This window comes from Pseudomonas sp. AO-1 (genome assembly GCF_019775695.1).
Lineage (GTDB): Bacteria > Pseudomonadota > Gammaproteobacteria > Pseudomonadales > Pseudomonadaceae > Aquipseudomonas > Aquipseudomonas parakoreensis.
This window is the reverse complement of sequence record NZ_CP079947.1, coordinates 5357055-5377382: the sequence shown is the minus strand read 5'-3', so window position 1 is coordinate 5377382 and position 20328 is coordinate 5357055. Positions and strand designations below refer to the sequence as shown.

The following is a 20328-nucleotide window of genomic DNA, read 5'->3' as shown; positions in this document are numbered from 1 at the left end:
TTGCCTGTCTGGTACAAATGTATCAATTGGTTAATTTTGCAATAGCAGAGGAAGTCCAGTCGTGATGGTTGCAATCGCTCAAGAAGGTGCAGCGGGTATCGCCACTGCGGTCGCTGAAAGTGTTCAGTACCAGGGCCGCAAGGCCAGCCGACAGGGCAGTGAGCAGCGTCGACAGGACATTCTCGACGCGGCGATGCGCATTGTCGTGCGCGACGGCGTGCGTGCCGTGCGCCACCGGGCCGTGGCGGCCGAGGCCGGTGTGCCACTGTCGGCCACCACCTATTACTTCAAGGACATCGATGACCTGCTCACCGATACCTTCGCCCAATACGTCGAACGCAGCGCGGCCTACATGGCCAAGCTGTGGATCAACAACGAAGGCTTGCTGCGCGAGATGGTCGTCAGTGGCGACGGCAGCCCCGAGTCGCGCTCGCAACTGGCCGACGACATCGCGCGGCTGATGGCGGACTATGTGCACCGGCAACTGGTCAACCGTCGCGAGCATCTGATGGCCGAGCAGGCGTTCCGCCAGGAAGCGCTGCTCAACCCGCGCCTGGCGGATCTGGTGCGCTCGCATCAGCAGATTCTGCTGCAGGGCACCTGCCAGTTGTTCCAAGTCCTGGGCTCGCGTGAACCGCAACAGGATGCCAAGGTGTTGACGGCGATTATCGGACGGATGGAATATCAGGGCCTGCTCAACGACGCCGAGCCTTTGGCCGAACAGGACATGCTCGGGATTCTGACGCGGTACATGCATCTGGTCCTGGCCTCGGTGTAAGCCACTGTTGATTTACCCTGTGGGAGCGAGCTTGCTCGCGAAGGCGGACTGACATTCAACATTAATGTTGGCGGTACCACCGCTTTCGCGAGCAAGCTCGCTCCCACAGGGGGAATGTGGCGGTGTTCAGGGCTATGTGTTCATAGGGAGTATTGAATGAAAGCCTGGCGTGGCGTGCTGATCGCCTTGTCGTTCCTGCTGCTCAGTGGCTGTCTGGTGACTTTCAAGGATCCGTTGCCCGCCAGTGAGTCGGCGCCCAAGGGCCTGCTGGGCACGTGGTCGAGCACCAATGCCTGGGGCGAGCCGATGAACCTTGAGTTGACCCGCGTCGGCCATGATCGCTATCAGGCCGTCACCTGGTTCAAGGCCCGGCCCCACGAGCGCGAGGCTTACCCGTTCACGGTGTCGCGCCACGGCAGCCGCTGGTACCTGTCGGCGAAAGTGCCGGCGCGTTACGGTGGCCAATACGCCATCGCCGGTTTCGAACTTACCGACAAACACGAATTGGTGGTGTACAACCTCGACCTCGAGCAGATCAATCAGGCGATCAAACAGCAAGCCCTCGACGGCAAGGCTTTCCAGACCGATGACGATGGCGACGGCGTGCAGGTCGACAGCCGTCTCGACAAGGTCTTTGCTTACCTCGACGATCCGGCCAATTCCGATGTCTTCGTCGAGGCCGCGCGCTATCAGCGCCAGGCCCGCGCCAAATAATTCAGTTTTCTACAGGAGTTTCGGGTGGACGATTACCAGCAGACGATACGCACGCTGTCCGATCGCATTGTGCTGGCGCAGACGCCGATCCGCGTGCTCGATGCGGTGAAGTGGGACGAGAACATCCGCAAGGGCTTTCTCAAGGCCAAAGGCAAGGAAATGCCGGCGGTGGATCGCGACTACTACCTCAATCGGCCGCTGTCCTTCGATTCGAGCAAGGTCAAACTGGAATTCCAGAACATCGAGCGCGACATCACCCGCCAGCTCGGCCAGTTCAATCCGGTCGGGCAGATCATGCGGCGCATGTGCAAGGAATACCGCATGGTGGTGCGCATGCTCGAAGCGCGCGGCACCGAGGATTTCGGCCTGATCTCCCAGGAACTCTACGGCGCCGCCTCCGATGCGTTCCACGCCGGCGACCCGACCCTGGCCGACCTCGGCCTGATGATGTCCGACTACCTGAACAACATCGATGGCCGTGGCGACCTGAAGGACGAACCGAAGATCCTCACCGCCAAGGATGCCGTGCACCTGCTGCAAACCCGCTTGAACAAGGTGTTTGGCGAGGCCGAGGAAACCATCCGCGTGTTCGAGTCCGACGGCATCGTCGCTGACGCGGCCGCGGGCGCCGATTACATCAAGATCCGCACCGACGCGCTGTTCAACGACCGCGACGTGCGTGCACTGGAAGTCCATGAAGGTCTGGTGCACGTCGGCACCACGCTCAATGGCTTGAACCAGCCGATCTGCACCTTCCTGTCCAAGGGCCCGCCCTCGTCGACGGTGACCCAGGAAGGCCTGGCGATCCTGATGGAAATCATCACCTTCGCCTCCTACCCGAGCCGCCTGCGCAAACTGACCAACCGCACCCGCGCGATTCACATGGTCGAGGAGGGCGCGGACTTTTTGCAGGTGTTCGAGTTCTTCCGCGAACAGGGTTTCGAAATGGCCGAAAGCTACGGCAACGCCAGCCGGGTGTTCCGAGGCTCGACGCCGAACGGTCTGCCATTCACCAAAGACTTGTCCTACCTCAAGGGCTTTATCATGGTTTACAACTACATTCAGTTGGCCGTGCGTAAAGGCAAGCTTGAGCAGGTACCGCTGCTGTTCTGCGGCAAGACCACGCTGGAAGACATGCGTACCCTGCGTCAACTGGTCGATGAAGGTCTGGTGGTGCCGCCGAAATACCTGCCGGAACAGTTCCGCGACATGAACGCGCTGTCGGCGTGGATGTGCTTCTCCAACTTCCTCAATCACTTGAGCCTGGACCGGATCGAGGCGGATTACTCCAATATCCTCTGACCACATTCAAACCCTGTGGGAGCTGGCTTGCCAGCGATTGCAGTCTGACAGTCAATATTGATGTTGGCTGACCCACCGCTATCGCTGGCAAGCCAGCTCCCACAGGGTTATTTGTTGACACAATTATTGTTTTCAACCCGAATTCTGCGAGGTTTCACCGGATGAGAATCCTCGGCATCCTTTGCCTGCTCCTGACCCTCGGCGGTTGCAGTTCGCTGTTGTTTTACCCCGAGCCGGGCCAGGTCTTTACCCCGGAAAGAGCCAAGCTCGAATACCGCACCGTCACCCTGACCACGGCCGACGGCCTCAAGCTCAACGCCTGGTGGCTGCCGGCCAAGCCCGGTGTCGAGGTCAAAGGCACAGTCCTGCACCTGCACGGCAACGGCGGCAATCTGCCGATGCACTTGGGTGGCAGTTGGTGGTTGCCGAAAAACGGCTATCAGGTGCTGCTGGTGGATTATCGCGGGTATGGCTTGTCCGAGGGCGAGCCGAGTTTGCCGGCGATCTATCAGGACATCGACGCCGCGTTCGCCTGGCTGGATCAGGCGCCAGAGGTCAAAGGCAAGCCGCTGATCCTCCTCGGCCAGAGCCTCGGCGGCTCAATGGCCGTGCATTGGCTGGTGCAGCACCCCGAGCGGCAGAAACAGCTGAAAGCCTTCGTGCTCGACGGTGTACCCGCCAGTTACCGCAGCGTCGGTCAGTACGCCCTCAGCACGTCGTGGCTGACCTGGCCGTTCCAGGTGCCGTTGTCGTGGCTGGTGCCGGACGGCGACAGCGCGATCAACTCGATGCCGCAGCTTAACGGCGTGCCGAAACTGATCTTTCACAGCATCGACGACCCACTGGTGCCAATGTCCAACGCCATCCGCCTGTACCAGGCAGCGCCGCCGCCACGGGTGTTGCAGTTGACCCGCGGCGGCCACGTACAGACTTTCGGTGACCCGGTCTGGCGCCAGGTGATGCTGCGTTATCTGGAAGATCCCGAGCACTTCAACGGCCTGCGCCGCCTCGGCGAGATTCCCAATTATCCGCAACCCCCGAATTCTGAAGATGAGAGTCCGCAATGACTGAAGAACGTAACGCCATCCCGCTGATCATCACCGGTATCTGCAGCATCCTCGGCACCGTTGGTGCCCTGTGGTATTACGGCTACCTGCACTTCGCCAAACCCGAGGATGCGCTGCTGCTCAACGAATTCACCATGCTCAAGACCGTGCCGGGCGAAGACTACAAAGTCTCGCTGGACCCGGCGCCGCAGGTGGCGCAGTGCATCGATGGCGTCCTGGTGCTGTTTGACACCGAGCAGAAAGGCCTGACCGGGGTGCTGATCAATGCGCAGAAAAAAGCCGTGCGTTGCATGGGCCAGGAAACCCCGCAGAAACTCGAGCCTTAAACGCAAAAGATCGCAGCCTTCGGCAGCTCCTACATTGGAACGCGATCCCTGTAGGAGCTGCCGCAGGCTGCGATCTTTTGATCTTCAACAAAAAGCCCCGCCTGATTCAGTCAGGCGGGGCTTTTACGTCACTGCGTGTTGCTTAGTTCGAGCTGACCGCCGAACGTGGCATCACTGGCTGGTTGTCGTTGGAAATGGTCACTTCCACACGACGGTTCATCGCACGACCGGAAACGCTGCCGTTGTCGGCAACCGGGTATTCCTTGCCGTAACCCTGAACAACGATGCGCGAAGGATCTACGCCCATCTTGATCAGCGCGACTTGTACCGAGGTGGCACGACGCTCGGACAGCGACTGGTTGTACGAAGCCGCGCCGGTGCTGTCGGTGTAACCCTCGACGATCACTTTGCGATCAGGGTTTTCCTGGAGGAACTGCGCCAGTTTGTTGATGTTCACCAGACCGCTGGATTTCAGGTCAGCCTTGTTGGTGGCGAACAGCACGTCACCGAAAGTCACCAGCGTACCGCGATCGGTCTGCTTGGCGTTCAGGCTCTGCTGCAGTTGTTTGATCTGCTGATCACGAGCGTCCAGACGCGCTTGGGCACGTTGCGCGGCAGCGTTTTTCAGGTTGTTCTCAGCGGTGCGCAGGGCGATGGTCTGCTTGGCCACTTCCACGCGCTGGTTGGTCAGGTAGGCCAGTTGGTCAACTTTGGCTGCGTCTTGCTTGTCCAGATAAGCCTTGTCGGCCTTGTCCAGGTAATCGCTGGCGTCCTTGGTTTCCAGGGCAGCGACTTTGCTTGCCTGTGGGTTGGCCTGCAGGCCGGCGTAGTTGGTACGTGCCTGCTCCAGGTTCGGGTTAGGCGGGGTGGAGCAGGCAGCCAGGGCAACGCTTGCGGCCAGGAGAGCGGGGATCATCAGTTGCTTACGCATAATTTGTCGTCCTTTCTATCGATAAAAGTTTCAGCTTTGCGATTCGGGATGCGCGCTTACTGCACGGTGCGCTGACTTTCCTGACGCAGTTCCTGAACACCTTTCTGGGAATCCTTCACAGCCTGTTCGGCCTTGGCAGCCTGAGCCTTGCGTTCTGCTACGCGAGCGTCCCATTCGGCTTGCTCGGCGAGGGTGCGAGCCTGTTCATACTTCTTGTCGTGCATGGCGATTTCGGCTTGCTTGAGCTTGTCCTGCGCCTGCTTCATTTCCACAGCAGCGAACTCGGTACCACCGGCGCTGACCGCACTGTTGACCGCCGATTGGGTCACGGCGTACTGCTCGGTCGGCGGGTTACCGGCGCAACCGGCCAGTACGAAGCTGGTACCGATGGCCAGAGCAGCCAGTTTCAGACCGCGCAGGTGGGAGAACGAGGTTTGGGTCTTCATGGTCTTCAACTCCATTGTTTAACTCCTGATAAAACCGAAAATCCATCCTGGTCGAGGAGCCGCAAGCGTCGTGTAAAAGCGCGTTTTTGAAACGCTCGTTCCAGGCGTGGTTACAGCTTCCGACCGAAGGCGTTTTTCAAAAGTTCAGAAAAGATGGCCTATCGCCAAAAGTTTTTTTGACCAAGTCGACAAGGCTCTAAACCGGGAACTTTAGAGGCGGGGAGAGGTACGCGCGGGGAAAAAATCGTGCAGAAGCGGAGAAGGATACGATCCCTGTGGGAGCTGGCTTGCCAGCGATGAGGCCATCAAATTCAACACTGATGTGACTGAACTGACGCCATCGCGGGCAAGCCCGCTCCCACAGGTTTTTGTGTTGTCTGATCAGTGTTTTTGCTTGCCGGCAGCGGCGGACAAATCCTGCAAATGCCGGCGTGAAAGCGCCAGAAACCGTGGCGTCGGACCGACGTCCTCATACAGCGGATCACCTTCTTCATCCGTCGCCACCACCGTCGAACCTTTCACATACGGCAGGCTCGCCTCGAACTCTTCGAGCGCGGCGCCGATCAGTTCGCCGAGCAGTTCTTCCGGGTGGCGTTTGGGGTACATCTCGGCAATCGCCGCCAGGCGCGCAGCGGCCTCGACGTCCAGATGAATCGTGTAGCCAGTGTCGGTCAGGCGACCCTTGGCGTTTTCTTCCCAATGCTGGGCGAGTTCACGGATTTTCATGATGACCTCATGTCGTACCTGCTCATGGCAGGATCGGGTGAGTGTCCGGCGCGGCCGGCAAGCCGTTGTGCGGCTTACTGTTGAGACTAGCTTCAGGCCGCAAGGTTTAAAGTCCCTTCGTCGTCTGCTTGTAAGAAGCGCCACAGAGCGGCACTCTCTGGGCAAAGCATTCGTTTCTGAGCCGTCCCGATTACCGCTGGAGAACTGCTGATGACCGATATCGATGCACGCTTGCGCGAGGACGTTCACCTGTTGGGTGAGCTGTTAGGCAATACCATCCGCGACCAGTACGGCGAGGAATTTCTCGACAAGATCGAGCAGATCCGCAAGGGCGCCAAGGCAGATCGCCGTGGCTCGATGGACGCCGAACTCAGCGCCAGCCTCAATCAGCTGAGCGAAGACGAACTGCTGCCGGTGGCGCGGGCGTTCAACCAGTTTCTCAACCTGGCGAACATCGCCGAGCAGTATCAGCTGATTCATCGCCGCGAAGAGTCGCAGCCGGCACCGTTCGAGTCCCGCGTACTGCCGGAACTGCTCGCCCGCCTGCGCAACGAAGGCCACAGCGCCGAATCCCTGGCCCGGCAACTGGCGCGCCTGGAAATCGAACTGGTGCTGACTGCGCACCCGACCGAAGTGGCGCGGCGCACGCTGATCCAGAAGTACGACGCGATCGCCGCGCAACTGGCCGCGCAGGATCATCGCGACCTGACCAGCGCCGAACGCGAACAGATCCAGAACACCCTGCAACGTTTGATCGCCGAAGCCTGGCACACCGAAGAAATCCGCCGTACCCGGCCGACCCCGGTCGACGAAGCGAAATGGGGCTTTGCGGTGATCGAACATTCGCTGTGGCAGGCGATTCCCAACCATATGCGCAAGGCCGACAAGGCGCTGTATGAAGCGACGGGCCTGCACTTGCCGCTGGAAGCGGCGCCGATCCGCTTTGCTTCATGGATGGGCGGCGACCGTGACGGCAACCCGAATGTCACGGCAGCGGTGACCCGCGAAGTGCTGTTGCTGGCGCGCTGGATGGCTGCCGACCTGTACCTGCGCGATGTCGATCATCTGGCTGCGGAACTGTCGATGCAGCAGGCCAGTGATGCGCTCAAGGCCAAGGCCGGTGACAGCGCCGAACCTTACCGGGCGGTGCTCAAGCAGTTGCGCGAACGCCTGCGTGCCACGCGCAATTGGGCGCATGCCTCGCTCAGCGCCAGCACACCGGCGCCGGCCGACGTGTTGCACAACAACCGCGATCTGCTCGATCCGCTGGAACTGTGTTTCAACTCCCTGCACGAATGCGGCATGGGCGTGATTGCCGACGGGCCGTTGCTCGATTGCCTGCGCCGGGCGGTGACCTTCGGCCTGTTCCTGGTGCGCCTCGACGTGCGCCAGGATTCGACGCGGCACAGTTCGGCAATGACCGAAATCACCGATTACCTCGGCCTCGGTCGCTACGAAGACTGGGACGAAGAGCAGCGCATCAGCTTCCTCACCCGCGAATTGAGCAATCGTCGGCCACTGCTCCCGGCGCATTTCAAACCGTCCGCCGACACCGCTGAAGTGCTCGCCACTTGCAAGGAAATCGCTGCCGCACCGGGCGCCTCGCTGGGTTCCTACGTGATCTCGATGGCGGGCGCCGCCTCCGACGTGCTGGCGGTGCAACTGCTGCTGAAAGAGTCCGGCGTGCTGCGGCCGATGCGCGTGGTGCCGCTGTTCGAAACCCTCGCCGACCTCGACAACGCCGGGCCGGTGATGGAGCGTCTGTTGCTGCTGCCGGGCTACCGCGCGAGGCTGCAAGGCCCGCAGGAAGTGATGATCGGTTATTCCGACTCGGCCAAGGACGCCGGCACCACCGCTGCGGCCTGGGCGCAATATCGCGCGCAGGAGCGGCTGGTGGAGATCTGCCGCGAGCAGCAAGTCGAACTGCTGTTGTTCCACGGTCGCGGTGGCACCGTGGGCCGTGGCGGCGGTCCGGCGCACGCGGCGATTCTGTCGCAGCCGCCGGGGTCGGTGGCGGGGCGCTTCCGCACCACCGAGCAGGGCGAAATGATTCGATTCAAATTCGGCCTGCCGGACATCGCCGAGCAGAACCTCAATCTGTATCTGGCCGCGGTGCTCGAAGCGACGCTGCTGCCACCACCGCCGCCGACGCCCGAATGGCGGCACCTGATGGATGAACTGGCCGCCGACGGCGTCGCCGCGTATCGCGCCGTGGTGCGGGAGAATCCGCAGTTCGTCGAGTATTTCCGCCAGTCGACACCGGAGCAGGAGCTGGGACGCTTGCCCCTCGGCAGCCGTCCGGCCAAGCGCCGTGCCGGTGGGATCGAGAGTCTGCGGGCGATCCCGTGGATCTTCGGCTGGACCCAGACCCGCCTGATGCTGCCGGCCTGGCTCGGTTGGGAAAGCGCGTTGAGCAAGGCGCTGGAGCGCGGCGAGGGCGAACTGCTTGGGCAGATGCGTGAACAGTGGCCGTTCTTCCGCACCCGTATCGACATGCTGGAAATGGTCCTGGCCAAGGCCGACGCCGACATCGCGCTGTCGTACGACCAGCGTCTGGTCGAGCCGGACTTGCTGCCGTTGGGCGCGCAGTTACGCGACCTATTGTCGCAGGCGTGCACGGTGGTGCTCGGCCTGACCGGTCAGTCGCAACTGCTGGCACATAGCCCAGAGACGCTGGAATTCATCCGTCTGCGCAACACTTACCTCGACCCGCTTCATCTATTGCAGGCCGAGCTGTTGGCCCGTTCACGGCAGCAGAATGTCGAACAGGGCAGCCCGGTGGAGCAGGCGCTGCTGGTGTCTGTGGCGGGAATTGCCGCCGGTTTGCGCAATACCGGCTAAGGTTTTTGCGGTGGTATCAGGCGCCCGGTGCACAGGCCGGGTGCCGCTTTGTGCACAGGCAGAAAGTGCGGGCAGGCGACAGTTAATGATGGGGTTGCGACTTGGGTTACCGCGTCGCAAGGTCGCGGCGGGCGCCGGTTTCTCCGACTTTTGGCGTCTTGTGTGGGCGCAGCCTGCTGTGTATCTTGATCAGCCTTTGGCCGTTTGTGCGGCCACGACCCGTTTTTTTGAGATTGGCCCAAAGAGGCGAATCCCGTTGTTTTCTATATAAAAAATTGAGGAGCACATCGATGCGCGTCATTCTGCTGGGAGCTCCCGGGGCCGGTAAAGGTACTCAGGCTAAGTTCATCACCGAGAAATTCGGCATTCCGCAAATCTCCACCGGCGACATGCTGCGTGCTGCGGTCAAGGCCGGCACTCCGCTGGGCGTTCAAGCCAAGAGCATCATGGATGCCGGCGGCCTGGTGTCGGATGACCTGATCATCGCGCTGGTGCAGGATCGCATCGCTCAACCCGACTGCGTCAATGGCTTCCTGTTCGACGGCTTCCCGCGCACCATTCCCCAGGCCGAAGCCCTGGTGACTGCCGGTGTCGAACTGGACGCCGTGGTTGAAATCGCTGTTGAAGACGAAGAAATTGTTCAGCGTATCGCCGGTCGTCGCGTTCACGAGGCCAGCGGCCGCGTTTACCACATCGTCTACAACCCGCCGAAAGTGGCTGGCAAAGACGACGTTACTGGCGACGATCTGGTGCAGCGCAAGGACGACACCGAAGAAACCGTGCGTCATCGCCTGTCGGTCTACCATTCGCAGACCAAGCCGCTGGTGGATTTCTACCAGAAGCTCTCCGCTGCCAACGGCAAGCCGAAGTACAGCCACATCCCGGGCGTTGGTTCGGTTGAAGCGATCACCGCCAAGGTGCTCGAAGCGCTGAGCTGAAAAAGCTGATCCGCTGCATCATCTACGGCCCGCTTGCGGGCCGTAGTTGTTTATACTGACGCCCTTTTTCTCCCACCTGTTTTGGAAACATCGATGAGCACCTTGCTGGCCCTGGACACCGCGACCGAAGCTTGCTCCGTTGCCTTGCTGCATGACGGCAAGGTCACGAGCCATTACGAGGTGATCCCGCGTCTGCACGCGCAGAAGCTGCTGCCGATGATCCAGCAACTGCTGGCCGACGCCGGCACCACGCTGCAAGCGGTGGACGCCATCGCGTTCGGTCGTGGGCCGGGTGCGTTCACCGGTGTGCGGATCGCCATTGGTGTGGTGCAAGGTCTGGCGTTTGCGCTGGATCGTCCGGTGCTGCCGGTGTCCAACCTCGCCGTCCTGGCGCAACGTGCATATCGCGAACACGGCGTGAGTCAGGTCGCGGCGGCTATCGATGCGCGGATGGATGAAGTGTATTGGGGCTGCTACCGCGAGACCGCCGGCGAGATGCGTCTGGTCGGTGCCGAAGCGGTGCTGCCACCGGAAGCCGCGGCGCTGCCGGGCGATGCCAGCGGTGAGTGGTTCGGTGCGGGCACCGGTTGGGGCTATGGCGAGCGGATCGCGCTCAGCCTGAGCGGCTCGGATGCCGGCATGCTGCCTCACGCCGAAGACCTGCTGACCCTGGCGCGATTTGCCTGGGAACGCGGCGAGTCGATCCCGGCCGACGAGGCGCAACCGGTTTACCTGCGCGATAAAGTCGCTACTCCAAAGGCTCGCTGAGCCCTTAAAAGATCGCAGCCTGCGGCAGCTCCTACAGGGATTGCATGCTTTTGTAGGAGCTGCCGAAGGCTGCGATCTTTTGCTTCTACAGCTGCCAATCATCAGTTTCCATCCCCTCGCTTTAAACCTTTTACGCTTTATGTGTTCTAGTTATCACTCGGCGGTTTGCTAAGTCGGTCAAGTGCCGCTAAATTGCCATCATCGATACCGAGCATGAAATTATGCGTATAGACGGCCTTTCCTCTCAGTCCTACCCCATCAAGCGCAAGCCTCGCAAAGGCAATGTGGTGCTGGATGAGTCCGTCGACGATATCGATGGCGAGCTGGAATTCCCGACTGAAGAGCAACTGGCCGCCCGCGCTGCCAAAGCCTCCGCACAACGCCTGGCCAATCTGCCTGCCCGTCAGCAAGACATGATTTATCACCGCGCCATGAGCAAAAGCGTAGCGATGGCCCTGGCCAGCTACCTGAGCACCGCCGGTTTTGTCGATTGGGATGCGGATGTGCTGGGCCTCGACCTGTACATCTGATGGATCTGCCTTACTACCTCGGTTGTCCGTCCTGGAGTGAAAACGCCTGGCGCGAGTATCTGTATCCCGAAGACGCCAAGACCTCCGACTTCCTCGCTCTCTACTCCCAAGTATTCAATGCCGTCGAAGGCAACACGACCTTCTACGCCAGCCCCTCGCCGGCCACCGTGCAGCGTTGGGCCGAGACCATGCCCGAACATTTTCGCTTCACCGCCAAGTTTCCCGGCGATATCAGCCACAGCGGTGACCTGCGCGATCAGCTGACCGCCGCCGAAACGTTCGTAAATCTTCTCAGCCCGCTCGGCGAACGGGTTTCGCCGCTGTGGCTGCAATTGTCGAAAAGCTTCACCCCGCATCGATTGCCCGAGCTGACGGCGTTCATCGACGCGCTGGACCGGCCACTGGCAGTGGAAGTCCGTCACGAACAGTTTTTCGCCAAGGGCGAGAGCGAGCGCCTGCTCAATCGTCTGCTGCTTGAACGTGGCGTGGAGCGCATCTGCCTCGATCCACGGGCGCTGTTCAGTTGCCTGTCGACCGAGTCTTCGGTGATCCACGCGCAATCGAAAAAGCCTCGGGTGCCGACCCGTCCGGCGGCGTTCACTCAATGTCCGCAGGTGCGCTTCATCGGCCACCCGGAGCTGGAAGCCAACGATCCGTTCCTCGTGCCATGGGTGGCGAAAATCGCCGAGTGGATCGAAGAGGGCCGCACGCCGTACATCTTCCTGCACACCGCCGACAACGTGATGGCGGCGAAGCTGGCGCAACGTTTTCACGCACAATTGATGCAACGTTTGCCTGGCCTGCCGTCCCTGCCTGAGCTATACAGAGAACCCGCCGCCGAGCAACTCGGCTTGCTCTGAAGGCGGATTTTTCCCCTGCCCAGGAGCCTGCCGATGGACGCCCACGCCCTTCAAGAACAAGCCCGCAAAGCCCAGGCCTTCAAGGCTCTGCATGAAGGTGCGGGGATTTTCGTCATCCCCAATCCGTGGGATGCCGGCTCGGCGAAAATGCTCGCCAGTCTGGGCTATCAGGCGTTGGCGACCACCAGTGCCGGTTATGCGTTTTCCCAAGGCAAAGCCGATGGCGCCCTGAGTCTCGATGACACCTTGGCCAATGTCCGGGCAATTGTCGCAGCGACCGATCTGCCGGTGGCGGTGGACCTGGAAAACGGTTTCGCCGATGACCCGGCCGAGTGCGCCAAAAGCTTGCTGCGTGCGGCCGAGGCCGGCGCGGTCGGTGGTTCGATCGAGGACGCCACGGGCCGTGCCGACGCACCGATCTACTGCTTCGAACACGCCGTGGCACGCATCGAAGCCGCCGTCGCTGCGGTGCGCACGCTGCCATTTCCCTTCATCTTGACCGCCCGCGCGGAAAACTACCTGCACGGCAATCCCGATCTCAACGACACCATTCGCCGCCTGCAAGCCTTTGCCGAGGCGGGCGCCGACGTGCTGTATGCGCCGGGTCTGCGCAGCGCCGAAGAGGTGTTGGCGGTGGTGCGCGCGGTGGCGCCAAAACCGGTCAACGTGCTCATGTCCGGCGGTTTGAAACTGACCGTACAGGAGTTGGAAGAAATGGGTGTGCGCAGGATCAGCACCGGCTCCGCGCTGGCCTTGGCAGCGTTCGGCGAGTTCTTCCGCGCGGCTGAAGAGATCCAGCAGCGCGGCACCTTCGGCTTCACTGCGCAGTCGATGCCGTACGCCCAGGCCAATCAGTTCTTCAAAGGCTGAGCATGGGCCGCTGGATCGCGCTGTCGGTACTGTTGATGATTGCTGGCGCCATGGTCAGCGTCTGGCGCGGCTGGCTCGACGTGCCGGCCGAGTGGAACCCGTGGGCGCCGCTGGACGTAAAGTCTGCGCCGAACTGGCTGACCGGTTTCAAGCTGATGCGCCTGCGCGGCAATCCCGAGTTATGCGCACAAGTGCTCAGCAACTCGGGTCTGCGCATCACCGCGCAAGCCGACAGCCCCGACGCCAAGTGCCCGCTGATCGGCGCCGTGCGCGTGCAGGGCGGCGAGGTGGCGCTGAGCAGCAGCTTCCTCGCCAGTTGTCCGTTGGCGGTGGCTTACGCGATGTTTGAACGGCACACCCTGCAACCCGTCGCGCAAGCGCTTTACGGACAGCCTGTGGCGCGGCTCGATCACCTTGGCAGCTTTGCCTGCCGTAATGTCTACAACCGCGAGAGCGGGGCGCTCAGCCGCCATGCCAGTGCCGATGCGCTGGACATCAGCGGTTTTCGGCTGGCGGACGGGCGCAGCGTCAGTGTGCTCAAAGACTGGCCGAAGCAAAATCAGGACGCGCAGTTTCTGCGCCAGGTGCGCAATGGCGCCTGCGAGGCGTTCAGTGTGGTGTTGAGTCCGGATTACAACGCCGCCCACCGCAATCACTTTCATGTCGATGTCGGGCGCTGGAGCGTGTGTCGCTGAGGGATCAGGCGGCGAGGCGCAGGTTCTGCAACACGATCGGGCGCGCCCAGCCGTTATCGAAGTCCAGCGCTTTCTGCTGCTCGACGATTTCTTCCGGCGGGAACGGCGGATAAGGTTTTTGCAGCAGGTCGAGGTCGAATTCGGCAATCGGCAGGTACAGCGGCTTCTTCTGTGGCGCCGGGCCAGGCTCTGGCACAGGCTGACCGTTGTTGATTACGATCGGGCGAACCCAGCTGCTGTCGAAGTCCTGCTGCTCTTGCTGAGCCTTGAGTTCTTCTGGCGGGAACGGTGGGAACGGCTTGTCCAGCAGATCGGTTTCGAACTCGGCGATCGGCAGGAACAGCGGCTCCGGCGGGCGCACTTCGGTCTCGACCACATCGCACTGACGCTGCTCGACGATGTGCGCGTGCAGCTCGCTGCCCAGGGTCGGTTCTTCCGGGCTGTTCAGGTCAACCGGTGGAAAGGTGCCACAGGCCGGCACCACATCACTCGTTTGTTCGGCCATCGCCTGGGCAAAGAAATCCTGCCACAGGTGACTGACGCCGCCCAATGCTTGAGTGTTATGACGGCTGAAGTCGCCCTTGGGCGAAATGTAGCCAATCGATGTGGAAAGAATGCCTGACATTTTTTTCGGTTGACGCTCAGCTCTGGCAAAATGCGCGTTGATTGGTTTATCGGCCACTTTTTGCCGATCCTTAACTTTTTTGAGCGTGTTTTCATGATTGAGCAACCCGCGGCCTGCCGCATCCATGTCCAGGCCCTCGGCCCGACGTTTGAAGCGCAAGCCGAGCAATGGGCCGAGCGCCTGGGCCTGCCGCTGCAGGAGGACGACGGCGAGTTCGCCTTGCAGGTCGGCGAGCAGGGTTTGCAGCTGCAACAGCTCGGCCCGGATGCGCCGGGACCGGTGCGGGTGGACTTTGTCGAGGGTGGCGCGGCGCATCGGCGTCTGTACGGCGGCGGCAGCGGGCAGATGATTGCCAAGGCGGTTGGCATCGCCCAGGGCGTGCGCCCTCGGGTGCTGGACGCTACGGCGGGGTTGGGCAAGGATGCGTTCGTGCTGGCCAGTCTGGGCTGCGAGATGAGCCTGATCGAGCGTCAGCCGTTGATCGGGGCGTTGCTGGAGGATGGTCTGGCGCGGGCGGCGGAAGATTTCGACGTGGCGCCGATTGTCGCGCGGATGAAGTTGCTCAAGGGCAACTCCATTGAGGTCATGTGCAATTGGCAAGGCGAGCCGCCGCAGGTGATCTACCTCGACCCGATGTTTCCGCACCGCGAGAAAACCGCGTTGGTGAAGAAAGAGATGCGCCTGTTCCGGCCGCTGGTCGGCGATGATCCCGATGCGCCGGCATTGCTAGAAGCGGCGCTGGCCCTGGCGACACATCGTGTGGTGGTCAAGCGCCCGCGCAAGGCGCCGTGTATTGAGGGACCGAAGCCGAGCCATGCGCTGGATGGCAAGTCGAGCCGGTATGACATCTACCCGAAGAAAGCACTCAAGGCTTGATACCGAGTCGCCTCAATCGCTGGCAAGCCAGCTCCCACAAGTTTTTGTGTCGTTCGCACAATTTGTGTTCAGCACGATCAATGTGGGAGCTGGCTTGCCAGCGATGACGTCAGATCAGGCGCTAAAAAATCAGGGCCGATACGCCCGCATGAACAACCCCACCACTTCTTGCACATGACTCTCTGCCGCTTCTTCGCTCAGCGGCTCACCGCAGCAATACAGCAAACGAAAATTCCCCGCACCCTTGAGCAGGCAGAAAAAGTGCTCGGCGGCATTGCGCGGCAGGTCGATGCTCAGCACGCCGGTCTCGTCGATGCGTTTGAGTAGCCGCTCCATGCCTTGCACCATGCGCTCAGGGCCAGCGTCGAAGAAGATCTGCGACAGCTTCGGATCCTGCGTGCCCAGCGCCATCATCAAGCGATGCAAATTCACCGACTCGTCGCTGTTGATCAGCTGATGAAAGCCCCGGGCAATGTTCAGCAACACATTTTCCACGGGGATGCCGGCGGGCAATTCGAAGAACAGCGGCGGTAACTGCTCCTCGCATTTGGCCATTACCGCGGAGGAGAACAACGTCTCCTTGTCGTTGAAGTGGCTGTAAACCGTCAGTTTCGACACGCCCGCCTCGGCGGCGACCGCGTCCATGCTGGTGTTGGCGTAGCCGTGACTCAGAAACAGGGTTTTCGCCGCATCGAGGATCGCCCGGCGCTTGGCCGGATCCTTCGGACGGCCCGGGCCGTTTGGAGCTGAAAGATTGTTCGACATTCTTCGCTTTTAATACTGGACTGGTGAGTTTGCTATTAATACCATACCGGCCAGTATAAATATTCCAAGCACCATAAGCGAAAGGTCCGTCACCATGTTCCGCTATGCGTTGTCCTTTGCCGTGCCAGTCAGCCTGGCTGTTTTATTGTCCGCATGCGGTCAGGAAGAGGCGACGCCAGTCAGCATTCGACCGGCCATGGTGGTGCAGCCAGAGCCTTCAGCGCAGGCGATGGAAAGTTATCCGGGCGAGGTGCGCGCCCGTTACGAACCGGATCTGGCGTTCCGCATTGGCGGCAAAGTCAGCCGACGACTGGTCGAGGAAGGTCAGCGCGTGAAGGCTGATCAACCATTGGCCGAACTCGATCCGCAGGATGTGCGCCTGCAACTGGAAGCCACCCGCGCCCAGGTCGCCGCCGCTGAAGCCAATCTGAACCTGGTGCGCGCCGAGCGTGACCGCTACAAAACCTTGATGGAGCGGCAGATGGTCAGCCGTTCCGCCTATGACAACGCGGAAAACCTCTACCGCTCCGGCGAAGCCCGCCTCAAGCAGATCAAAGCCGAATTCAACGTCTCGACCAACCAGGCCAGTTACGCCGTGCTGCGCGCGCCGCAGGACGGTGTGGTGGCCAAGCGTTCGGTGGAAGTCGGGCAGGTGGTCGCCGCCGGGCAAACCGTGTTTACCCTCGCCACCGACGGCGAGCGCGAAGTGTCGATCAGCCTCCCGGAGCAGAGCTTCGGGCGGTTCAAGGTCGGCCAGCCAGTCACCGTTGAACTGTGGACCCAGCAGAACCAGCGCTTCGCCGGGCAGATTCGTGAGCTGTCGCCGGCGGCCGATCCGAAATCCCGTACCTTCGCCGCGCGCATCTCGTTCACCAGCGGCAAAGTCCCGGCTGAACTCGGGCAGAGCGCCCGGGTGTTCGTGCAATCGGCAGACAGTGTGCCGCTGTCAGTACCGCTTTCGGCCCTGAGTGCCGAGAACGGTGCGACCTATGTCTGGGTCGTCAGCGCCAACAACACCCTGAAGAAGACCCCGGTGCGCATCGGCCCGTTCGGCGAGAAAAGTGTGCCGGTGCTCGAAGGCCTCAACGCCAGCGACTGGGTGGTGGCAGCCGGCGTCCATGTGTTGCTCGATGGTCAGCAGGTGCGTCCCGTGGATCGCTCCAACCGAGTAGTCAATCTGGCGGACAAGGAGTAAGTCCCGATGCGCTTCAACCTTTCCGAATGGGCGTTGCGTAATCGCCAGATCGTCCTGTTCCTGATGCTTTTGCTGGCCATCGTCGGGGCCTTGTCCTACACCAAACTCGGCCAGAGCGAAGACCCACCGTTCACCTTCAAGGCCATGGTCATCCAGACCCGCTGGCCGGGGGCGACCGCGCAGGAAGTCTCGCGGCAGGTCACCGAACGCATCGAAAAGAAATTGATGGAAACCGGCGAGTACGAGCGCATCGTGTCGTTCTCTCGCCCCGGTGAGTCGCAGGTCACCTTCATTGCCCGTGACTCGATGCACTCCAAGGAAATCCCCGACCTCTGGTACCAGGTGCGCAAGAAGGTCAGCGACATTCGCCAGACCTTGCCGCCGGGAATTCAGGGACCGTTTTTCAACGATGAATTCGGCACCACGTTCGGCAATATTTACGCGCTGACCGGCGACGGTTTCGATTACGCAGTGCTCAAGGATTACGCCGACCGCATCCAGATCCAGCTGCAGCGGGTCAAGGATGTCGGCAAGGTCGATCTGCTCGGTTTGCAGGACGAGAAAATCTGGGTCGAGCTGTCCAACGTCAAACTCGCCACCCTCGGTTTGCCACTGGCCGCGGTGCAGCAAGCGCTGGAAGAGCAGAACGCGGTGTCCACCGCGGGGTTCTTTGAAACCGGCAGTGAACGTGTGCAACTGCGGGTTTCGGGGAATTTTCAAACGGTCGAGGAGATCAAGAACTTCCCGATCCGCGTCGGTGACCGGACGTTCCGTATCTCCGATGTCGCCGATGTGCATCGCGGTTTCAACGACCCTCCGGCGCCACGCATGCGCTTCATGGGCGAAGACGCCATTGGCCTCGCTGTCGCGATGAAGGACGGCGGCGACATTCTGGTGCTGGGCAAAGCGCTGGAAGGCGAGTTCTCGCGCCTGCAGAAAAACCTCCCGGCCGGCATGCAACTGCGCAAAGTCTCTGACCAACCGGCGGCGGTGAAGACCGGTGTCGGCGAGTTCGTCCAGGTGCTGGTCGAGGCGCTGGCGATTGTGTTGCTGGTGAGCTTCTTCTCCCTCGGCGTGCGCACCGGCATGGTGGTCGCGCTGACCATTCCGCTGGTGCTGGCGATGACCTTCGCCTGCATGTATTACCTGGGTATCGGCCTGCACAAAATCTCGCTCGGCGCGCTGGTGCTGGCGCTGGGCTTGCTGGTGGACGACGCGATCATCGCCGTGGAAATGATGGCGATCAAAATGGAGCAGGGCTTCGACCGGATCAAGGCCGCGAGCTACGCCTGGACCAGCACCGCGTTCCCGATGCTCACCGGTACGCTGATCACCGCCGCCGGGTTTCTGCCGATTGCCACCGCGCAGTCCGGCACTGGCGAATACACCCGTTCGATCTTCCAGGTGGTGACCATCGCCTTGCTCGCGTCATGGGTGGCGGCGGTGATGTTCGTGCCGTATCTGGGGGAAAAACTCCTGCCGGATCTGGCGAAGATTCATGCGGCCAAACACGGCACGACTGACGGGCAAGCCGACCCGTATGGCACGCCGTTCTATCAACGGGTGCGGCGTCTGGTGGAGTGGTGCGTGGCGCATCGCAAAACCGTGATCGTGCTGACGGTGGGGCTGTTCATCGCGTCGGTGATGCTGTTCCGTTTCGTCCCGCAGCAGTTCTTCCCGGCCTCCAATCGACTGGAGTTGATGGTCGATCTGAAATTGGCCGAAGGGGCGTCGCTGGCCAACACCACGGCCGAGGTCAAACGCCTGGAAGCGCTGCTCAAGGATCACGCCGGCATCGATAACTACGTGGCGTATGTCGGCACCGGTTCGCCGCGTTTCTACCTGCCGCTGGATCAGCAACTGCCGGCGGCGAGCTTCGCCCAGTTCGTGGTATTGGCGAAAAACATCGAGGAGCGCGAGACCCTGCGCACCTGGTTGATCGAGACCCTCAACGAGCAATTCCCGGCCCTGCGCTCGCGGGTCACGCGTCTGGAAAACGGTCCGCCGGTGGGCTACCCGGTGCAGTTCCGCGTCACCGGTGAGCACATCGAGGAAGTCCGTGCGCTGGCGCGCAAAGTGGCGGCCAAGGTGCGCGAGAACCCGCATGTGGTCAACGTGCACCTGGACTGGGAAGAACCGAGCAAAGTGGTGTACCTGAACATCGATCAGGACCGCGCCCGGGCACTCGGTGTGAGCACGGCCAATCTGGCGAAATTCCTCCAGAGCTCGCTGACCGGTTCGAGTGTCAGTCAGTATCGCGAGGACAACGAACTGATCGAGATCCTGTTGCGCGGCACGGTGCATGAGCGTACCGAGTTGTCGTTGCTGCCGAGTCTGGCGGTACCGACCGATAACGGTCGCAGTGTGGCGTTGTCGCAGATTGCCACGCTGGAATACGGGTTTGAGGAAGGGATCATCTGGCACCGTAATCGTCTGCCCACCGTGACGGTGCGTGCCGACATCTATGGCAAGGAGCAGCCGGCGACGCTGGTGAAGCAGATCGCTCCGACGCTGGATCCGATCCGTGCCGAATTGCCTGACGGGTATCTGTTGGATGTCGGCGGGACGGTGGAGGATTCGGAGCGTGGGCAGAAGTCGGTGAATGCCGGGGTGCCGATGTTTATCGTGGTGGTGCTGACGTTGCTGATGGTGCAATTGCGTAGCTTCTCGCGCACGGCGATGGTGTTTCTGACGGCGCCGTTGGGGTTGATCGGGGTGGTGTTGTTTCTGATGGTGTTCCGTCAGCCGTTCGGGTTTGTGGCGATGCTGGGGACGATCGCGCTGTCGGGGATGATCATGCGTAACTCGGTGATTCTGGTGGATCAGATCGAGCAGGATATAGCCTCTGGTCTCAAGCCTTGGCAGGCGATTATCGAGGCGACGGTGCGGCGGTTTCGGCCTATTGTCTTGACGGCTTTGGCGGCGGTGCTGGCGATGATTCCGTTGTCGCGCAGTGTGTTTTTCGGGCCGATGGCGGTGGCGATCATGGGGGGGTTGATTGTGGCTACGGCTTTGACGCTTTTGTTTTTGCCTGCTTTGTATGCGGCTTGGTTCCGAGTGCGTCGGGAGGGATGA

Annotated in this window: 20 protein-coding genes; 15 read left to right on the top strand and 5 right to left on the bottom strand. The window is 61.3% G+C overall.

Annotated features, from left to right (window positions below):
• Positions 1-64 precede the first annotated feature (64 nt).
• From KVQ82_RS24605 to KVQ82_RS24585, 5 genes are all read left to right on the top strand, one after another.
• Complete coding sequence (locus tag KVQ82_RS24605; protein ID WP_007964212.1) at positions 65-778, top strand: TetR/AcrR family transcriptional regulator; 714 nt, start codon at positions 65-67, stop codon at positions 776-778.
• Between the two features lie 156 nt (positions 779-934).
• Entirely contained in the window at positions 935-1492 is a 558-nt protein-coding gene (locus tag KVQ82_RS24600; RefSeq protein ID WP_222016332.1) for a hypothetical protein, read from the top strand.
• Positions 1493-1516: 24 nt separating this feature from the next.
• The gene (locus KVQ82_RS24595; protein ID WP_222016330.1) at positions 1517-2794 is read left to right on the top strand and encodes a flavohemoglobin expression-modulating QEGLA motif protein; all 1278 of its coding nucleotides are present in this window, start codon (positions 1517-1519) and stop codon (positions 2792-2794) included.
• 161 nt (positions 2795-2955) lie between these two features.
• Positions 2956-3861, top strand: coding sequence for an alpha/beta hydrolase (locus KVQ82_RS24590; protein WP_041063273.1), 906 nt, complete (start codon positions 2956-2958; stop codon positions 3859-3861).
• Positions 3858-4187 (top strand): hypothetical protein, encoded by a 330-nt coding sequence (locus KVQ82_RS24585; protein ID WP_007964217.1) that lies wholly within the window; start codon positions 3858-3860, stop codon positions 4185-4187. The genes KVQ82_RS24590 and KVQ82_RS24585 overlap by 4 nt, the downstream gene beginning before the upstream one ends.
• A 142-nt stretch (positions 4188-4329) precedes the next feature.
• Here the strand turns inward: KVQ82_RS24585 and KVQ82_RS24580 are convergent, their stop codons facing one another.
• The 3 genes from KVQ82_RS24580 to KVQ82_RS24570 form a co-directional block, all read right to left on the bottom strand.
• Positions 4330-5118 (bottom strand): OmpA family protein, encoded by a 789-nt coding sequence (locus KVQ82_RS24580; protein ID WP_127650769.1) that lies wholly within the window; start codon positions 5116-5118, stop codon positions 4330-4332.
• Positions 5119-5174: 56 nt separating this feature from the next.
• Positions 5175-5579, bottom strand: a complete 405-nt coding sequence (locus KVQ82_RS24575) for a DUF4398 domain-containing protein (RefSeq protein ID WP_007964219.1) — start codon at positions 5577-5579, stop codon at positions 5175-5177.
• A 366-nt stretch (positions 5580-5945) separates the two neighbouring features.
• Positions 5946-6290 carry a hypothetical protein gene (locus tag KVQ82_RS24570; RefSeq protein WP_003222064.1) on the bottom strand — a complete coding sequence of 115 codons (345 nt, stop codon included), beginning with the start codon at positions 6288-6290 and terminating at the stop codon, positions 5946-5948.
• A 210-nt stretch (positions 6291-6500) separates the two neighbouring features.
• On the opposite strand from KVQ82_RS24570, the gene ppc reads away from it, so the two are divergent.
• The 7 genes from ppc to KVQ82_RS24535 all read left to right on the top strand — a co-directional run bounded on the left by ppc (position 6501) and on the right by KVQ82_RS24535 (position 13792).
• Positions 6501-9131 carry a phosphoenolpyruvate carboxylase gene (gene ppc, locus KVQ82_RS24565; protein ID WP_222016328.1) on the top strand — a complete coding sequence of 877 codons (2631 nt, stop codon included), beginning with the start codon at positions 6501-6503 and terminating at the stop codon, positions 9129-9131.
• 290 nt (positions 9132-9421) lie between these two features.
• Complete coding sequence (gene adk, locus KVQ82_RS24560) at positions 9422-10069, top strand: adenylate kinase (protein WP_025112233.1); 648 nt, start codon at positions 9422-9424, stop codon at positions 10067-10069.
• Positions 10070-10162: 93 nt separating this feature from the next.
• Positions 10163-10837 carry a tRNA (adenosine(37)-N6)-threonylcarbamoyltransferase complex dimerization subunit type 1 TsaB gene (tsaB, locus tag KVQ82_RS24555; protein WP_041063283.1) on the top strand — a complete coding sequence of 225 codons (675 nt, stop codon included), beginning with the start codon at positions 10163-10165 and terminating at the stop codon, positions 10835-10837.
• Between the two features lie 221 nt (positions 10838-11058).
• On the top strand, positions 11059-11367 hold the full coding sequence (locus tag KVQ82_RS24550) for a hypothetical protein (protein WP_086792184.1): 309 nt from the start codon (positions 11059-11061) through the stop codon (positions 11365-11367).
• The gene (locus KVQ82_RS24545; protein ID WP_041063287.1) at positions 11367-12227 is read left to right on the top strand and encodes a DUF72 domain-containing protein; all 861 of its coding nucleotides are present in this window, start codon (positions 11367-11369) and stop codon (positions 12225-12227) included. The genes KVQ82_RS24550 and KVQ82_RS24545 overlap by 1 nt, the downstream gene beginning before the upstream one ends.
• Before the next feature lie 33 nt (positions 12228-12260).
• Positions 12261-13097, top strand: coding sequence for an oxaloacetate decarboxylase (locus KVQ82_RS24540; protein ID WP_222016326.1), 837 nt, complete (start codon positions 12261-12263; stop codon positions 13095-13097).
• Positions 13098-13099: 2 nt separating this feature from the next.
• Positions 13100-13792: an extensin family protein gene (locus tag KVQ82_RS24535; protein ID WP_222016324.1), complete on the top strand. Its 693-nt coding sequence runs from the start codon at positions 13100-13102 to the stop codon at positions 13790-13792.
• A gap of 4 nt (positions 13793-13796) precedes the next feature.
• Here the strand turns inward: KVQ82_RS24535 and KVQ82_RS24530 are convergent, their stop codons facing one another.
• Complete coding sequence (locus KVQ82_RS24530; protein WP_222019442.1) at positions 13797-14417, bottom strand: energy transducer TonB; 621 nt, start codon at positions 14415-14417, stop codon at positions 13797-13799.
• Positions 14418-14513: 96 nt separating this feature from the next.
• On the opposite strand from KVQ82_RS24530, the gene KVQ82_RS24525 reads away from it, so the two are divergent.
• Positions 14514-15293, top strand: a complete 780-nt coding sequence (locus KVQ82_RS24525; RefSeq protein ID WP_222019441.1) for a class I SAM-dependent methyltransferase — start codon at positions 14514-14516, stop codon at positions 15291-15293.
• 129 nt (positions 15294-15422) lie between these two features.
• Here the strand turns inward: KVQ82_RS24525 and KVQ82_RS24520 are convergent, their stop codons facing one another.
• Positions 15423-16058, bottom strand: a complete 636-nt coding sequence (locus KVQ82_RS24520; RefSeq protein ID WP_041063295.1) for a TetR/AcrR family transcriptional regulator — start codon at positions 16056-16058, stop codon at positions 15423-15425.
• Positions 16059-16152: 94 nt separating this feature from the next.
• Here KVQ82_RS24520 and KVQ82_RS24515 point away from each other — a divergent pair, with 94 nt between their 5' ends.
• Positions 16153-17253, top strand: coding sequence for an efflux RND transporter periplasmic adaptor subunit (locus tag KVQ82_RS24515; protein ID WP_222016322.1), 1101 nt, complete (start codon positions 16153-16155; stop codon positions 17251-17253).
• A gap of 6 nt (positions 17254-17259) precedes the next feature.
• A complete protein-coding gene (locus KVQ82_RS24510) occupies positions 17260-20328 on the top strand; it encodes an efflux RND transporter permease subunit (protein ID WP_222016320.1) in 3069 nt (1022 codons plus the stop codon).

What these genes read in the sequence shown, in the direction of transcription:
- KVQ82_RS24605 (WP_007964212.1), top strand. Translation starts at nt 65, where the DNA reads ATGGTTGCAATCGCTCAAGAAGGTGCAGCGGGTATCGCCACTGCGGTC.
- KVQ82_RS24600 (WP_222016332.1), top strand. Translation starts at nt 935, where the DNA reads ATGAAAGCCTGGCGTGGCGTGCTGATCGCCTTGTCGTTCCTGCTGCTC.
- KVQ82_RS24590 (WP_041063273.1), top strand. Translation starts at nt 2,956, where the DNA reads ATGAGAATCCTCGGCATCCTTTGCCTGCTCCTGACCCTCGGCGGTTGC.
- KVQ82_RS24585 (WP_007964217.1), top strand. Translation starts at nt 3,858, where the DNA reads ATGACTGAAGAACGTAACGCCATCCCGCTGATCATCACCGGTATCTGC.
- KVQ82_RS24580 (WP_127650769.1), bottom strand. Translation starts at nt 5,118, where the DNA reads ATGCGTAAGCAACTGATGATCCCCGCTCTCCTGGCCGCAAGCGTTGCC.
- KVQ82_RS24575 (WP_007964219.1), bottom strand. Translation starts at nt 5,579, where the DNA reads ATGGAGTTGAAGACCATGAAGACCCAAACCTCGTTCTCCCACCTGCGC.
- KVQ82_RS24570 (WP_003222064.1), bottom strand. Translation starts at nt 6,290, where the DNA reads ATGAAAATCCGTGAACTCGCCCAGCATTGGGAAGAAAACGCCAAGGGT.
- ppc (WP_222016328.1), top strand. Translation starts at nt 6,501, where the DNA reads ATGACCGATATCGATGCACGCTTGCGCGAGGACGTTCACCTGTTGGGT.
- adk (WP_025112233.1), top strand. Translation starts at nt 9,422, where the DNA reads ATGCGCGTCATTCTGCTGGGAGCTCCCGGGGCCGGTAAAGGTACTCAG.
- tsaB (WP_041063283.1), top strand. Translation starts at nt 10,163, where the DNA reads ATGAGCACCTTGCTGGCCCTGGACACCGCGACCGAAGCTTGCTCCGTT.
- KVQ82_RS24550 (WP_086792184.1), top strand. Translation starts at nt 11,059, where the DNA reads ATGCGTATAGACGGCCTTTCCTCTCAGTCCTACCCCATCAAGCGCAAG.
- KVQ82_RS24545 (WP_041063287.1), top strand. Translation starts at nt 11,367, where the DNA reads ATGGATCTGCCTTACTACCTCGGTTGTCCGTCCTGGAGTGAAAACGCC.
- KVQ82_RS24540 (WP_222016326.1), top strand. Translation starts at nt 12,261, where the DNA reads ATGGACGCCCACGCCCTTCAAGAACAAGCCCGCAAAGCCCAGGCCTTC.
- KVQ82_RS24535 (WP_222016324.1), top strand. Translation starts at nt 13,100, where the DNA reads ATGGGCCGCTGGATCGCGCTGTCGGTACTGTTGATGATTGCTGGCGCC.
- KVQ82_RS24530 (WP_222019442.1), bottom strand. Translation starts at nt 14,417, where the DNA reads ATGTCAGGCATTCTTTCCACATCGATTGGCTACATTTCGCCCAAGGGC.
- KVQ82_RS24520 (WP_041063295.1), bottom strand. Translation starts at nt 16,058, where the DNA reads ATGTCGAACAATCTTTCAGCTCCAAACGGCCCGGGCCGTCCGAAGGAT.
- KVQ82_RS24515 (WP_222016322.1), top strand. Translation starts at nt 16,153, where the DNA reads ATGTTCCGCTATGCGTTGTCCTTTGCCGTGCCAGTCAGCCTGGCTGTT.
- KVQ82_RS24510 (WP_222016320.1), top strand. Translation starts at nt 17,260, where the DNA reads ATGCGCTTCAACCTTTCCGAATGGGCGTTGCGTAATCGCCAGATCGTC.